This window comes from Amycolatopsis sp. cmx-11-32, from assembly GCF_047608695.1.
Classification (GTDB): domain Bacteria; phylum Actinomycetota; class Actinomycetes; order Mycobacteriales; family Pseudonocardiaceae; genus Amycolatopsis.
The window spans coordinates 1-14,853 of the sequence record NZ_JADNQN010000001.1 but is presented as its reverse complement, the minus strand read 5'-3'; the positions used below and the strand labels follow the sequence as shown (position 1 = coordinate 14,853).

The 14,853-nt window shown below is 67.7% G+C and carries 10 protein-coding genes and 1 pseudogene; 7 read left to right on the top strand and 4 right to left on the bottom strand.

Features of this window, described 5'->3' with window-relative positions; translation table 11 throughout:
* Positions 1 to 76 precede the first annotated feature (76 nt).
* Complete coding sequence (locus ACM6LR_RS00055) at positions 77 to 664, top strand: DinB family protein (protein ID WP_414942933.1); 588 nt, start codon at positions 77 to 79, stop codon at positions 662 to 664.
* Here the strand turns inward: ACM6LR_RS00055 and ACM6LR_RS00050 are convergent.
* Positions 661 to 1,197 carry a methylated-DNA--[protein]-cysteine S-methyltransferase gene (locus ACM6LR_RS00050; protein WP_414942932.1) on the bottom strand — a complete coding sequence of 179 codons (537 nt, stop codon included), beginning with the start codon at positions 1,195 to 1,197 and terminating at the stop codon, positions 661 to 663. The two genes, ACM6LR_RS00055 and ACM6LR_RS00050, sit on opposite strands and share 4 nt — an antisense overlap.
* Positions 1,198 to 1,295: 98 nt before the next feature.
* Here ACM6LR_RS00050 and ACM6LR_RS00045 point away from each other — a divergent pair.
* Positions 1,296 to 1,927, top strand: a pseudogene (locus ACM6LR_RS00045) (VOC family protein).
* Here ACM6LR_RS00045 and ACM6LR_RS00040 read toward each other — a convergent pair.
* Together ACM6LR_RS00040 and secA2 are read right to left on the bottom strand one after the other, a co-directional pair.
* A complete protein-coding gene (locus ACM6LR_RS00040) occupies positions 1,898 to 3,655 on the bottom strand; it encodes an NAD+ synthase (RefSeq protein ID WP_414935499.1) in 1,758 nt (585 codons plus the stop codon). The pseudogene ACM6LR_RS00045 and the gene ACM6LR_RS00040 overlap by 30 nt on opposite strands.
* Positions 3,656 to 3,814: 159 nt before the next feature.
* Complete coding sequence (gene secA2, locus ACM6LR_RS00035) at positions 3,815 to 6,142, bottom strand: accessory Sec system translocase SecA2 (RefSeq protein WP_414942931.1); 2,328 nt, start codon at positions 6,140 to 6,142, stop codon at positions 3,815 to 3,817.
* Positions 6,143 to 6,291: 149 nt separating this feature from the next.
* On the opposite strand from secA2, the gene ACM6LR_RS00030 reads away from it, so the two are divergent.
* Positions 6,292 to 7,863 (top strand): alpha/beta hydrolase, encoded by a 1,572-nt coding sequence (locus tag ACM6LR_RS00030; protein WP_414943218.1) that lies wholly within the window; start codon positions 6,292 to 6,294, stop codon positions 7,861 to 7,863.
* 1 nt (position 7,864) lies between these two features.
* Positions 7,865 to 9,415 (top strand): alpha/beta hydrolase, encoded by a 1,551-nt coding sequence (locus ACM6LR_RS00025; RefSeq protein ID WP_414942930.1) that lies wholly within the window; start codon positions 7,865 to 7,867, stop codon positions 9,413 to 9,415.
* A 21-nt stretch (positions 9,416 to 9,436) separates the two neighbouring features.
* Here the strand turns inward: ACM6LR_RS00025 and ACM6LR_RS00020 are convergent, their stop codons facing one another.
* Positions 9,437 to 10,105, bottom strand: a complete 669-nt coding sequence (locus ACM6LR_RS00020) for an LppX_LprAFG lipoprotein (RefSeq protein WP_414942929.1) — start codon at positions 10,103 to 10,105, stop codon at positions 9,437 to 9,439.
* Between the two features lie 89 nt (positions 10,106 to 10,194).
* Here ACM6LR_RS00020 and ACM6LR_RS00015 point away from each other — a divergent pair, with 89 nt between their 5' ends.
* The 3 genes from ACM6LR_RS00015 to ACM6LR_RS00005 all read left to right on the top strand — a co-directional run bounded on the left by ACM6LR_RS00015 (position 10,195) and on the right by ACM6LR_RS00005 (position 14,446).
* Positions 10,195 to 11,460: an MFS transporter gene (locus ACM6LR_RS00015; protein ID WP_414935495.1), complete on the top strand. Its 1,266-nt coding sequence runs from the start codon at positions 10,195 to 10,197 to the stop codon at positions 11,458 to 11,460.
* 68 nt (positions 11,461 to 11,528) lie between these two features.
* A complete protein-coding gene (gene glnA, locus ACM6LR_RS00010) occupies positions 11,529 to 12,872 on the top strand; it encodes a type I glutamate--ammonia ligase (RefSeq protein WP_414935494.1) in 1,344 nt (447 codons plus the stop codon).
* An 11-nt stretch (positions 12,873 to 12,883) separates the two neighbouring features.
* Positions 12,884 to 14,446 carry an amidase gene (locus ACM6LR_RS00005; RefSeq protein WP_414935493.1) on the top strand — a complete coding sequence of 521 codons (1,563 nt, stop codon included), beginning with the start codon at positions 12,884 to 12,886 and terminating at the stop codon, positions 14,444 to 14,446.
* Positions 14,447 to 14,853: the final 407 nt, after the last annotated feature.

The window sequence follows — 14,853 nt, the reverse complement described above, 5'->3', positions numbered from 1 at the left end:
TGCTCTCTTCCTGGCAAAACCGGCCCGAGCCCGCCTTCCTGATGTAAAGATCTTCTTCCCTACGGAAGGAGCCACCATGGCTGGAAACGTTCCCCCGGTCGCTGACGAGCGCGAAGGTCTCCTCGCCTACCTCGAGCAGCAACGGCACGTCCTGCGCATCGCCGCGCACGGCCTGACCGAAGAACAGGCCAGAGCGGTCCCGACCAGAAGCTCACTGAGCGTCGGCGGCCTGATCAAGCACACCGCCACCGTGGAAGACGGCTGGATCGACATCCTCCTTCAGAAGCCTTCGAAGCCGATGGAGGAGACGATGAAGGAATACGAAGCCGGCTACGTGATGGCTGACGGCGAGACGCTCGAAGACGTCTTCGCACGCTACGACGAGGTCGCTCGCCGCACTTCGGACGTCGTCGCGGGAATCGCCGACCTCGGCCAGCTGGTCCCGGTGCCGAAGGGCGTGCCTTGGTACCCGCAGGACGTCGACGCCTGGTCTGTCCGCTGGGTGCTCTTCCACCTCATCGAGGAGACCGCGCGGCACGCCGGGCACGCCGACATCATCCGCGAGCACATCGACGGCGCGACCGCCATCCCGCTGATGGCCGCCGCGGAAGGCTGGCCGGAGACACCTTGGCTCAAGCCGTGGTCGCCGGCCGCGACCGTTTAGAACAACGTCGGTTCGTCCGCCAAAGCGCCTTCGATGACCAGCATCCGGCGCTTGGTGGCGACCCCTCCGCGCGCGGAGAACCCACCGTCCTTGCCGCCCGCGGCGAGCACGCGGTGGCACGGCACGATGATCGGGAACGGGTTCCGGCCCATCGCCTGCCCCACGGCCTGCGCCCCGCCGGGCAGGCCGAGGATGTTCGCGATGTCGCCGTACGTCAGCGTCTTGCCCGCGGGGATCGAGCGGATGAATTCGTAGACCCGGTGATGGAACTCCGGCACGCCCTCGTAATCGAGCTCGACGCCGGTGAGGTCCGTGCGCTTGCCGTTCATCAACGAGACCACGCCGTCGATCGACCGCTGGACGTCCGCCGGTGGCACGGATTCGACCGCGTCGGGCAGACGAGCGGCGAGCCGTGTCCTGGTCTTTTCCTCACTGCCCTCGGGGAGCTGGACCGCGATGACCCCGCGTTCGTTCCACGCGATGCCGCAGTCGCCGATCGCGGTGCCGAACACGGCGTAGCCCGGTGCCGTCATGAGTCCAGGGTACGAGACAGGTCCGACAGTTTCGGCTTTGCTGCTTTTGGCGACACCACGGTGCCTAAGGACGCGGCGGCTGCGATAGGACTATGCGCATGAGCGACCTCGTGCTTGATCACCTCGTCTACGCCGGGCCGGATCTCGATGAGGCCGTCGCGCGCGTCGCCGATCTGACCGGCGTCACGCCCGTACGCGGCGGCAGGCATGTCGGGCACGGCACGGCACGGCCAACTACCTGGCCGATCTCGGTGCCGGTGCCTATCTCGAGGTGGTCGGGCCCGATCCGGATCAACCCGAGCACGTCAGGCCGAGACCGTTCGGCGTCGACGAGCTGACCGCGCCCGCACTGGTCACCTGGGCCGCGCGAGCGCGGGGCATCGACGACGCGATCGCCGAGGCGCGCGAGCGCGGTTACGACCCGGGGGAGGCGTTCGAGATGTCGCGCGCCACCGACGACGGCGAACTGCTGACATGGCGTCTCACCGGCGCCGGCGGCCTGGACGGGCTCGCACCCTTCCTTATCGACTGGGGGAGCACCCCGCATCCGACGACGCGCGGACTCCCGTCGATCCCGCTGCTCCTGGTCACCGGTGTCCACCCCGAGCCGGCCGCGGTGGAAACTGCGGTCCGGGCGCTCGGGATGGACATGCTCGTACGGCGTGACGCGAAGCCCGGCATGGTGGCCGTGCTCCAAAACTCAGCCGGGAAGCAAATCACGCTGAGCTGAGCGTGCCACGACGGTGCCCTCGCTCCAGCCGTTGGTCATCGGCAGCCGCCGGTCCCGCCCGAACGCCTTGAACGTGATCTTGGTGCCCGGCGGGTACTGGCGGCGCTTGTATTCGGCCTTGTCGACCATGCGCACCACACGATCGATGGTCTCCGGCTCGAAGCCCGCGTCGACCAGGTCGACGTAGCCGCGGTCACCCTCGATGTAGTCGTCGAGAATGTCGTCGAGCATCAGGTAGTCGGGGAGCGAGTCACTGTCCAGCTGCCCCGGCCGCAGCTCGGCCGACGGCGGTTTCGTGATCGAGTTCTCCGGGATGGGCGGGGTCTCGCCGTTCTTCTCGGCTTCCGCGTTGCGCCATTTGGCCAGGTGCCAGACGTGTGTCTTGAACAAATCCTTGATCGGCGCGAAGGCCCCGACGGCGTCGCCGTAGATCGTCGAGTAGCCGACGGCGAGCTCGGTCTTGTTGCCGGTGGCGAGCACCAGGTGACCGTCCTGATTCGACAGTGCCATCAGCAGCATGCCGCGGACACGGGCCTGGATGTTCTCTTCGGCGAGGCCGGTCAGCTGAAGCTGGTCGACGTAGACCTTGACCATGTCCGCGATCGGTTCGACGCGGTAGTGCGCGCCGATGCGGCGGGCGAGGTCGGCGGCGTCGCCCTTCGAGTGCTCCGAGGAGTACTCCGAAGGCATTGAAACGCCGTAGACGTTGTTGCCGCCGAGCGCGTCGGCGGCCAGCGCTGCCACGACCGCCGAGTCGATGCCGCCGGAGAACCCGAACGTCACCGACGAGAAGCCGTTCTTGTGCACGTAGTCGCGCAGGCCGATCACGAGCGCGTGCCACACCTCGGCCTCGTCCGAGAGCGGTTCGCTGATCGCGGATTCGGTGCGCGGGCTGTAGGCCGGAACCAGTTCGTCGCTGAGGACGCGGCGTTTGACCCGCAGCCCCTCGAACTCGCCCTCGGCGGTGTGCCCGCCCGCGACGAGGTCGGTGTCGACGATCAGCAGGTGCTCGGCGAACTGCGGCGCGCGCGCCAGCAACCGGCCGTCCGCGCCGACCATGATCGAGTCACCGTCGAAGACGAGGTCGTCCTGGCCGCCGATCTGGTTCGTGTACACCAGCGGCGCCCCGGCCTCGGTCGCGCGGCGGGCGATGAGCGGCAGGCGGATGTCGTCCTTCGCGCGCTCGTAAGGCGAAGCGTTGGGCGCGACCACGAGGTCCACCCCGGCTTTGCCCAGCGCGGAGATCGGGCCGCCGTCCTGCCAGACGTCCTCGCAGATCACCATGCCGACGTCGACACCGTGGAAGCGGACGACTTCGAGTTCGTTGCCCGGCTTGAACCAGCGGTGTTCGTCGAAGACGCCGTAGTTGGGCAGGTGGTGCTTGAACTGGCGGGCGACCACTTCGCCGCGGTACAGCGCGGCCGCCGCGTCGCGCGGACCGGTCTCGTCCAGGTCGAGATAGCCGATGTAGGTGAGCACCTCACCGCATCCGGCGTCCTCGAGCCGCCGGGCGAGCGCTTCGACCATCTGCTTCGAGGCGGAGGCGAAGGTCGGGCGGAGGGAGAGATCCTCGACGGGATAACCGGTGAGGGACATCTCCGGGAAGACCACGAGGTGGGCGCCTGCTTCGGCGGCTTTACGGGTCCACTCGACGGTGAGCTCGGCGTTGCCCTCGAGGTCTCCGACGGTGGTGTTGACCTGGGCCAGTGCGATGCGCAGTTGCGGCATGCCGACATTCTCACCCACCGGCGTCCGCGGGGACGACCGGATGTGCCGAATCGCCCACCTGGGTCCGGTCGTGTGAAAAGAGAGCGGGGGACCTTTGCTATCGCTCTCCAAAAGAGAGTGATAGCAAAGGTCCCCCGCTACCGCGACAGGACCCGAGCGCTATTTCCGCTTGATCATGCTCCGCACCTTCTTGATGGTCTGCTCGAAGTCGGAGTCGAACGGGTTGTCGTGCACCAGGTAGGTCCACGTCGTGTTCGCCCGCCGCACTCCCGCGTCACCGAGGTCGATCCCGTCCTCGGTGATCTCGGCTTCTTCGAGCGTCTTCGCCGCCCGCTCGGCCGCCTCCGGGATGATCTTGTGGAACTCGGGGATCGCCGCGCGGTGGAACTCGTCGATCGGAGTCTCCCGCGCCAGCGCCCGCAGGTGGATGCTCTCCCGCACATCGGTCAGGAACGCCAGGTGGTCCGACCACAGCTGGTCGATGTGGAACAGCAGCACCTCACGGCTGAGCTGTTCGACGCGTGCTTCGTCGTCGACAGCCTCCGAAAGCTCCTTGAACTTCTCCGGGTGCGCCTTCTCCAGCACCTCCGCCGCGTGCGCGGTCCTCAGCACCTTGTCCCGGTGCTCGAGCAGCTCGCCGCGCTGCCGCTCGATCAGCCGCGTGTAGCGCCAGGTGTTCCGGTGGATCTCCAGGTCGACGCCCTCGGCGACGCGCTGCGCGTGGTTGATCTGCCGCAGCGCCGCCGGGTCGGTGACCTCGCCGCTGCCCACGTCGGAGCTAATGCCTTCGGGCACGTCCGGCGCGTTCGACAGCACGAGTTCGTCGTTCAGACTGGCGAAGAACACCGCGCTGCCCGGGTCGCCCTGCCGTCCGGACCGGCCGCGCAGCTGGCCGTCCAGCCTGCTCGACGGGTAACGGGCGGTGCCGATCACGTGCAGGCCGCCCAGTTCGACGACCTCGTCGCGGCCGTCGCCCTCCTTGCCGCCCAACCGGATGTCGGTCCCTCGACCGGCCATCTGGGTCGAAACGGTGACAGCGCCCTTCTTGCCGGCGTCGGCGATGATCTCGGCTTCCTCGGCGTCGTTGCGTGCGTTGAGCACGACGCACTCGAGCTCGGCCTTCGCCAGCTTCTCGGCCAGCTCCTCGGACTCGGCGACGTCCTGGGTGCCGACGAGGATCGGCCGTCCGCTCTCGTGCACCCGCCTGATCTCCTCTTCGATCGCGCGCAGCTTCTGCGACGGCGATCCGAAGATCCGGTCTTCCTGGTCTTCGCGGATGTTCGGCGTGTTCGGCGGGATGACCGCGACCTCGAGCTTGTAGAACTCGCGCAGCTGTTCGGCGACCGCGACCGCGGTACCGGTCATACCCGCGACCTCGGGATAGCGCGCGAGCAGCGCCTGCACGGTGATCGAGTCGAGGATTTCGCCCCGGTCGGTCGCCTTCACCTGCTCCTTCGCCTCGACGGCGGCCTGGAGGCCGTCCGGCCAGCGCTGCAGTTCGGCGACGCGGCCGCGCGCGGCGTTGATCAGCTGTACCTTGCCGTCACGCACGAGGTAGTCGACATCGCGGGTGAGCAGCGCGTGCGCGTGCAGCGCCACGTTCACCGCGGGCAGCCGGTCCGAACCCGTGTCGTCGTAAAGGTTGATGTCGTCGCCGAGAGCCTTCTCGACCACTGAAGCGCCCGCCTTGGTCAACCAGGCGTTGCGGCCGTCGGCGTCGGTCTCGTAGTGCAGCCCGAGCCGCAGCCGACGGACGATGTTCGCGACCTCTTCGTCGGCATCGGTGTGGTCGATCGACCCCGCCATCACCAACGGCACGCGTGCCTCGTCGACCAGTACGGAGTCCGCCTCGTCGACGATCGCCACCTCGGGATCGCGCTGGACCAGATCCTCCTCGCGCGTCGCCAGGCGGTCGCGGAGCACGTCGAAGCCGATCTCGCTGACGGCGCCGTACGTGACCTCCTTCGCGTACGCCTCACGGCGCTCGTCGCGGGAGTGCGCGGGCTCGATCCAGCCGACGGAGACGCCGAGCAGGTCGTAGATCGGGCCCATCCACTCCGCGTCACGGCGGGCGAGGTAGTCGTTCACCGTGACGACGTGGACTTGCTTGCCGCGCAGGGCGTACCCGGCGCCGGCCAGCGCACCGGCCAGCGTCTTGCCCTCACCGGTCTCCATCTGCACGATGTGCCCGCTGAGCAAGCCCATCGTGCCGAGCAGCTGGACGTCGAAGGCACGCTCGCCGAGGGCGCGCCGAGCGGCCTCACGGCCGAGCGCGCAGACCTCGACCAGCTGGTCGTTGCCGAAGGCCGTGGCGTCCCGAAGCTTGCCGGCCCGCTCTGTCAGCTCCTCGTCGGAGAGCTTCTCCAACTCGGGCTCGAGCTTCTCGATGGCCGGCAGCAGCGCTTCGTAGCGGGTCAGCTCGACGCTGCCCGGCCGCTGGATGATCCGGCGCAGCTTCTTGCCCACCCGGCTGATCAGTGCTGCCACCCCTGTGCTCCCGTCTGTTCTTCTGCCGTCCGCACTCGTATCACCAACGCAGTGGTGGTGCGGCCGAGTTCCACGGCCGATGGCACGATCCAACCGTGTCCACTCATGTCAGCGCCAGGTCCCGTGCCCGTCGATTCGCCGCGATCTCGCTGTCCGGCCTGCTCGCCGTCACTTTCGCCGGTTGCTCGTCGGGAGAGGGTAGAACCCAGCCGCCGCCTCCGGCGACCGAATCGCACGCACCGTCCGGACAAGTGCCTGCAGGACTCGAGAAGTTCTACGGACAGAGTCTGACCTGGGCCGACTGTGCACCCTACGCGACATCCGATGACGTAAAAACGGCGTTTCGGGTGAAGGACGCACAGTGTGCCCGACTGACCGTCCCACTCGACTACGCGAAGCCTGAAGGCGACTCGATCACCCTCGGCCTCCTACGCCGGAAGGCGCTGGAAACCGACGAAAGGATTGGCTCGCTCGTGGTCAACCCGGGTGGCCCCGGTGCCTCCGGCATGCAGGCCGCGGCCGGTCTCGCGTCCCGGACCGCGACTAACGAGCTGGGCAAACGCTTCGACGTGGTCGGATTCGACCCGCGAGGCATCGGTGCGAGCCAGCCGCAGATCCGCTGCCTGACCGATGCCGAACGCGACGCGGACCGAGCGGACGACAGCGAGACGGACGGTTCACCCGAAGGCGTGAAAAAGCAGGAAACCGAGTCTCAGGACTTCGCGACCAGGTGCGCTCAGCGGACCGAACACGGCGCCTCGATGCTCGCGAACGTGGGTACCCGCGAGGTCGTCAAGGACATGGACATCCTGCGTTCGGTGCTCGGCGATCCGAAGCTGAGCTACCTCGGCTACTCGTACGGGACGCGGATCGGATCCGCCTACGCGGAGGCGTTCCCGACGAACGTCCGCGCGCTGGTACTCGACGGGGCCGTCGACCCGGAGCAGGACGCGGTGGAATCGCTGGTCGCGCAGGGGCAGGGCTTCGGCAAGGCGTTCGGTGAGTTCTCCCACTGGTGCGCCGCGCGGGAGGACTGCGCGCTCGGACGCGACGCCGCGGGCGTGACAAAGGCGTTCCAGGACCTGGTGCGGCCACTGATCGACTTCCCCGTCCCGGTCGGCGACGGCCGGAAACTGTCGTACGAGGACGCGACCACCGGCGTGATCCAGGCCCTCTACCAGGAAGATCTCTGGGAACCGCTGAACACCGCGCTCAACGAACTGAAGCGCCAGCGCGGCGACGGCCTGGAAAGGCTGGCCGACCTCTACAACGAGCGTGGCGCCGACGGCCGCTACGGGACGACGCAGGACGCGTTCGTCGCGATCCGCTGCGTCGACGATCCGCGGGTCACCGATCCGGCGAAGATCCTGGACGCGCAGAAGCGGTACGCGCAGGCGGCGCCGTTCCTCGACGACGGCAAGCCGGACGGTTCCGCGCGCGACGCCTGCGCCTTCTGGCCGGTGCCGAACACCTCGGAGCCGCACCTGCCCAAGGTCGAAGGTCTGCCGAAGACGCTGGTCATCTCGACGACGAACGACCCGGCGACCCCCTACCAAGCGGGCGTGAACCTCGCGAAAGCGATCAAGGGAGCTTTGCTCACGTTCGAGGGGAACCAGCACACGGTGTTCCTCCAGGGCGTCTCGTGTGTCGATCAGATCGGCATCGAATACCTGGTGGACGGCGCCGTACCGGACGAGGGCACTCGCTGCGAGGCCAAATAAGATGAGCCTTCGCCGCGTCCCGGCCGTGCTCGTTGTCGCCGTGCTCGTCGCTTCGTGTACGACGCCACGGCCGCAACCCGCGCCGCAGGTGTCGCCGACGACTTCGGTGTCGCCGACTCCGGATCCGAAGGCGCTGGAAAAGTTCACCGGGCAGAAGCTCAAGTGGGGCGCGTGCACGGACTTCGCGGACAAGGCGTTCGACTGCGCGAAGCTCACCGTTCCGCTCGACTACCTGAAACCGGACGGCGAAACGATCTCCATCGGCGTCCTCCGGCACAAAACGAAGAAGACCGACCAGCGGATCGGGTCGCTCGTGGTCAACCCAGGTGGGCCCGGCGGCTCGGGCGTGTCGGCGGCGGCGCGTATCGCGAAGTCCGATCCCGCGGCGACGCTGGCCGCGCGGTTCGACATCGTCGGATTCGACCCGCGCGGCGTCGGGACCAGCGAACCGAAGCTCGTCTGTCTCACCGACGCCGAACGCGACGCGGACCGCGCGGAGGACTCGGAAAGCGACACGACTCCCAGCGGGATCGCGAAGCAACTCGACGACGCCCGGGCGTACGCCGCGAAGTGCGCCGAGCGCACGAAGCACGGCCAAGAGCTGCTCGCCAACATCGGAACCAGGGACGTCGTCCGCGACCTCGACGTCCTGCGCACGGCTCTCGGCGACGAGAAGCTCACCTACCTGGGCTTTTCGTACGGCACCCAGATCGGGACCGCCTATGCCGAGGCTTACCCCGACAAGGTGCGGGCGCTGCTCCTCGATGGCGCGGTCGACCCCGAACTCGACACCGCCGAATCGCTGGTCACGCAGATGGCCGGCTTCCAGAACACGTTCATCGAGTTCGGCAAGTGGTGTGCCGCCCGTGAAGACTGCGCGCTCGGTCGTGACGCCGGCGCGGTGACGAAGGCGTTCCAGGACCTGGTCCGGCCGCTGATCACCGAACCGGTCCCGGCAGGGAACCGTGAACTTTCGTTCGAGGACGCCATCACCGGTACCAGCGCCGCGCTGTATTCGCAGGACGCCTGGAAGTTCCTCAACGAAGGATTCGCAGAGCTCAGGCGGGGGAGCGGCAAAACCCTCGTCGCGCTCGCCGACAGCTACTACGGCCGTGAGCCGGACGGCCGGTACACCGGCATCCTCGACGTCTACTTCGCGGTCCGCTGCGTCGACAGCACGCGGATCGCCGACCGGCGCGTCATCGACGGTGCTCATCAGCGGATGCTCCAGAGCGCGCCGTTCCTCGCCGGCGGCACCCCGGACATGAGTGAACTCGACATCTGCTCGGTCTGGCCGGTGCCCGCCACCTCCGAGGTCCACAGCCCGAAGATCGACGGCCTGCCGCGGCCACTGATCATCTCGACCACCGACGACCCCGCGACCCCATACGCGTCCGGCGTGAACCTGGCGCGCGACCTCAAGGGAGCTTTGCTCACGTTCGAGGGCGCGCGGCACACCGTCTTCCTCGACGGCAACGAGTGCGTCGACGGCGCCGGCAACTCGTACCTGATCGACGGCGAGTTGCCCGCCCCCGACACCCGCTGCACCTAGCGGGGGAGCAAGGGACCTTTGCTATCGCCCGTCCCCGACGACCACCGCGTTATGCCCGGTCAGCGCCAGTTCCAGCATCACCGCGAACTCCTCCGGCTTCGTCGGCGGCACCTGCACCCACACCCGCATCAGCCGCCGCGGCTCGTCTTTCGAAATCCACAGCTTCACGACCACGTCCGACCTGATCTCCGGCACGATCCCGCCGATCACCGCGGCCGGCACCTTCGCGCCGATCCGGAACGAGTCGGTGTCCTGCACCCGCTCCCACCGCTCGCCCTTCAGCTCGGTCGCCCCGGTCAGCAGCCGCCGAAGCCCCCCTTCAGCTCCGAGCATCGCCCGAGGCGTGTACGGCGCCGAAGCAGGGATCACGCGCTCCGCACCAGACCCACTGAGCGTGATCTCCGAACCGGACAACCGGTACTTGACCTTCATCCGTTCGAAGTCGTCCTGCAGGTCGGCATTACCGACTGCGCCACCCTCGAGGCTGATTTCGCCGTCGAGCCCGCGCACCGGCAACCCGGAGACCACGCCGTTCACCCCGAGCGTGAACCGCACACTGCGCAACGAGACGAGGGAGTCGGCCGCCGCGCTCACGAAATCCTGGGCAGGGGGCAACGAGGGTGACCCCGCGCAGCCGCCGATGAGCCCGACCGAGAGCAGCAGCGCCGGCACGAGATGACGGCAGTGCATGGCCAGAGCCTATGGCCTTGGCCCGAATCTTTCGCACGGTGTCCTCCCAGCCGCTTCCGCCGGGGGCAGCCGTCGGTGACGCTGTTCCCGTGCAACTCGAAACCCGACTCCACCGCGCGTGGTTCGTCGCCGCCGCGGCATTCGTCGCCCTCCTGGCCGCCGCCGGTTTCCGCGCGGCCCCTGGCGTGCTCATCGACCCGCTTCACAACGAGTTCGGCTGGTCACGCGCGACGATCGCGTCAGCCGTCTCCGTCAACCTCGTGCTCTACGGCCTCTTCTCGCCCTTCGCGGCAGCTCTTATGGAGCGCTTCGGCATGCGACGCGTCGCCTCGACGGCGCTGTTCGTCGTCGCGATCGGCGCGGGCGGCACGGTGTTCATGAGCGCGAGCTGGCAGCTCATCCTTTGCTGGGGCGTCCTGGTCGGCGTCGGCACCGGCTCGATGGCGATGAGCTTCGCCGCGACGGTCGCCGCCCGTTGGTTCGTCCGCAGCCGCGGCGTCGTCACCGGCGTCCTCACCGCGGCGGGCGCCACCGGCCAGCTGATCTTCCTCCCGATCGTGGCGAACCTCGCCATCGACGAAGGCTGGCGGACGGCGTCGCTCGTCATCGCCATCGCCGCATTGGCCGTCGTCCCCGTCGTCCTTCTGGTGGTCCGCGATCACCCGTCCGACGTCGGAACGACCGCTTACGGCGCCGGACCCGGCGAAGTCGCACCACCGGCCCGTACGGGTGGTTCAGCCCGCCGCGCGCTCTCGGTCCTCGGCTCAGCGACGCGCACGAAGACGTTCTGGCTGCTCGCAGCCGGTTTCGCGATCTGCGGTGCCACGACGAACGGCCTGGTCAGCACTCATTTCGTTCCTGCCGCGCACGACCACGGCATGCCGCAGACCACCGCCGCCGGCCTGCTCGCTCTCGTCGGGATCTTCGACGTCGTCGGCACGATCGCCTCCGGCTGGCTCACCGACCGGGTCGATCCGCGCATCCTGCTCGGCGTCTACTACGCCCTTCGTGGCGTTTCGCTCGCGCTTCTTCCGCAGCTGTTGAGCGGATCGGTGGAACCGAGCATGTGGGCGTTCATCGTCTTCTACGGCCTCGACTGGGTGGCGACGGTCCCGCCGACGGTCGCGCTCTGCGTCCGCCAATTCGGTACCGCCGGACCGATCGTCTTCGGCTGGGTCTTCGCCAGCCACCAGCTCGGCGCGGGTCTCGCGGCCTTCGGCGCCGGAGCGATCCGCGACTCTTCCGGCAGCTACGCGCTCGCTTGGTACATCGCCGGGGGTCTCGCGGTGCTCGCTTCGGTCGCTTCGCTGTCGATTACAAAGGCCGCCAAGCCCGAGCCGGTTCTGGTCGGGTGATCCACCACTTCCGGTCCTACGGCGCGTCGCGAAACATGTCGTTAACACGTTCTCGTTAGGGTGCGGCCATGGATCGCCAGCAGGAGTTCGTGCTCCGTACCTTGGAAGAGCGCGACATCCGTTTCGTCAGGCTCTGGTTCACGGATGTGTTGGGATTTCTCAAGTCCGTCGCCGTGGCGCCCGCCGAGCTCGAGGGAGCCTTCAGCGAAGGGATCGGCTTCGACGGATCAGCCATCGAAGGGTTCGCGCGCGTCTACGAATCCGACATGGTCGCGAAACCCGACCCGGCCACGTTCCAGGTCCTGCCTTGGGAGACCCCCGACGGTGGACCGTATTCGGCGCGCATGTTCTGCGACATCGCGATGCCGGACGGCTCCCCGTCCTGGGCGGACCCGCGGCATGTCCTGCGCAGGCAGCTTTCGAAGGCGGCCGAAGCGGGCTTCACCTGCTACGTCCACCCCGAGATCGAGTTCTTCCTGCTCGCGAGCCTGCCGGACGACGGCAGCGAGCCCGAGCCCGCGGACAACGGCGGGTACTTCGACCAGGCCAGCCACGCGACCGCGACACACTTCCGCCGCCATGCCATCGAGACGCTCGAGGCGATGGGGATCTCGGTCGAGTTCAGCCATCACGAGGGCGCGCCCGGCCAGCAGGAGATCGACCTCAGGTACGCCGACGCGCTGACCATGGCCGACAACGTGATGACCTTCCGTTACGTCGTCAAAGAGGTCGCGATCACCCAGGGGGTCCGCGCCACCTTCATGCCGAAGCCGTTCACCGACCAGCCGGGCTCCGGGATGCACACCCACGTGAGCCTGTTCGAGGGTGACCGCAACGCCTTCTACGACGCCGAAGACCCGTACGAGTTGTCAGCGACAGGTAAAGCTTTCGTGGCGGGGTTGTTGCGCCACGCGAAGGAGATCTCGGCGGTCACCAACCAGTGGGTGAACTCCTACAAACGGCTGATCAGCGGCAGTGAGGCCCCGACGACCGTCTCTTGGGGCCGGGCCAACCGCTCCGCGCTGGTCCGGGTCCCGATGTACTCCCCGGGTAAGGCGTCGTCACGCCGTGTGGAGATCCGCACGCTCGACTCGGCCTGCAACCCCTATCTGGCTTATTCGGTCATCCTGGCCGCCGGTCTCAAGGGCATTGAGAAGGGCTACGAGCTCCCGCCTCCCGCCGAGGACAACATCTGGCAGCTGTCCGACGCCGAACGCCGCGCGGCCGGATACGCCCAGCTCCCGCAGAACCTCGGCGAGGCCTTGTCCGAGATGGAGAAATCGGAACTTCTGCCCGAAGCGCTCGGGGAGCACGTTTACGACTTCTTCCTGCGCAACAAACGTGTTGAATGGGATAACTACCGCAGCGCGGTGACCCCGTACGAACTGCGGACCCTGCTTCCGGTGCTCTAGAAGGAGACCTGATGGTGCGGCGACCGGTGTTCCGAATCCTGACGACACTGGTCGCCGTGACCATCACGGCGACTGCCGCGCCGGCGGCATCCGCCACCGGTAGGCCTCTCGATCTCGACGCCGCCGACATCCCCGCGCTCCAGGCGCGGATGTCCTCCGGGCGGCTCACGGCGGTAAGTCTGACCTCGGCTTATCTCGATCGCATTCGCAAGGTCGACGGAAAGGTGAACGCGGTCATCGCGGTCAACCCGGCCGCGATCGCGCAAGCCGCGGGGAGCGACATCCGTCGCCGGGCGGGCAAGACACGAGGCCCTCTCGACGGCATCCCGATCCTGGTGAAGGACAACGTCGACACCCGGTCGATGCAGACGACCGCCGGCTCCCGCGCTCTGCGCGGCAACCCCGCGAAGGACGCGACCTTGATCCGCCGTCTGCGTGACGCGGGCGCGGTGGTCCTCGGCAAGGCGAACTTGTCCGAATGGGCGAACTTCCGCGCCGCCAAACCCACTTCCGGGTGGTCCGGCGTCGGTGGGCAGACGAACAACCCGTACGTACTCGACCGCAACCCGTGTGGGTCATCCGCCGGATCCGCCGCGGGCGTGGCCGCGTCACTCGCCCAGGTCGCGATCGGCAGCGAGACCGACGGCTCGATCGTCTGCCCGGCTGGGATGACCTCGACCGTCGGGCACAAACCGAGCCTCGGCCTGGTCAGCCGCACCGGCGTGGTGCCGATCTCGGCCGAACAGGACACCGCCGGTCCAATCGCCAGGAACGTCGTCGACGTCGCGCTGACCCTGTCCGCGCTCCAGGGCCGCGACCCGAGCGACCCGGCCACCGGCGCGTACCCGCCGAACCAGCCGACCGATTACGCCGCACACCTCCGGCCCGGTGTTCTGAAGGGCTCCCGCATCGGACTCTGGCGCTTGCCGGTACTCGGTCCGGACGTCGACAACGTGCTGACGCGGACCAGGAACTCGCTGGTCAAGGCTGGCGCCGAAGTCGTCGAAGTGACACCGCCGTACCAGGCGAGGCTCGGTGAACTCGAGTTCCCGGCACTGCTCACGGAGTTCCACCGCGACATCGATCGCTACCTGGCCACGCGCCCCGAAGGCCCGCGCGACCTCGCCGCGCTGATCGCCTACAACCGATCCGACCCGCTGGAGCAGACCTGCTTCGCCGGGCAGGAACTCTTCGAGCAGGCACTCGCCGCGCCCGGTCCGTCCGACCCCGGCTACCTGGCGATGCGCCGCGAGCTGACCGACCTGGCGAAACGCTCGATCGACGAGACCGTCGCGAAGCACCGCCTCGACGCGATCGTCGCACCCACGAACCCGCCTGCTTGGAAAACCGACTGCAAGACCGGTGACAACGACGTGATCCCGTCGTCGACCCCCGCCGCGGTCGCGGGGTACCCGGCGGTGACCGTGCCGGCCGGATTCGTCGGGGCGCTCCCGGTCGGGATCTCGTTCATGGCCGGGCAGTGGACGGACGCTCGGATGCTCGCCTACGCGGCCGACTTCGAGCGCGTCGTCCCCGCTCGGAAAACGCCTCGCTACCTGAAGACCGTCGGATGACGGGGGTTCGCACCGGCTGACCTGCGGCGATGCCGTTATGTGACCCCCCTGTTTCAGGGGGGTTCCGGGGCATGTAATCTTCTCTTCGTCGCCAAGAACACCGGGCCAACGGGGCCGAAAAGCCCCAGGCCAGGAACACGGGCCGAGCGGGTTGACACCGCGAATCGGACCAGGTAACGTTCAGCGTCGGCCCACGAGCGGCCGCCGACTCCCTGCAGCTAAGACCGTAGGATTCGGCATGCTCGACGAAAAGTTTGTGAATATCGCTTTGAAACAAAGCGTGTTGCTTGAGAACTCAACAGTGTGCTAGTGAATTAAGCCAGTAGAGCTTATGTATGTGAACCTCGTTTGAGGTTTCTTTGAGTGCAAGTAAAATTTGCCTCGATCAAATTTGACATTGTTGGAGA

Coding starts and splice junctions, on each gene's coding strand:
- ACM6LR_RS00055 (WP_414942933.1), top strand. CDS start 77: ATGGCTGGAAACGTTCCCCCGGTCGCTGACGAGCGCGAAGGTCTCCTC.
- ACM6LR_RS00005 (WP_414935493.1), top strand. CDS start 12,884: ATGGTGCGGCGACCGGTGTTCCGAATCCTGACGACACTGGTCGCCGTG.
- ACM6LR_RS00050 (WP_414942932.1), bottom strand. CDS start 1,197: ATGACGGCACCGGGCTACGCCGTGTTCGGCACCGCGATCGGCGACTGC.
- ACM6LR_RS00025 (WP_414942930.1), top strand. CDS start 7,865: ATGAGCCTTCGCCGCGTCCCGGCCGTGCTCGTTGTCGCCGTGCTCGTC.
- ACM6LR_RS00040 (WP_414935499.1), bottom strand. CDS start 3,655: ATGCCGCAACTGCGCATCGCACTGGCCCAGGTCAACACCACCGTCGGA.
- glnA (WP_414935494.1), top strand. CDS start 11,529: ATGGATCGCCAGCAGGAGTTCGTGCTCCGTACCTTGGAAGAGCGCGAC.
- ACM6LR_RS00020 (WP_414942929.1), bottom strand. CDS start 10,105: ATGCACTGCCGTCATCTCGTGCCGGCGCTGCTGCTCTCGGTCGGGCTC.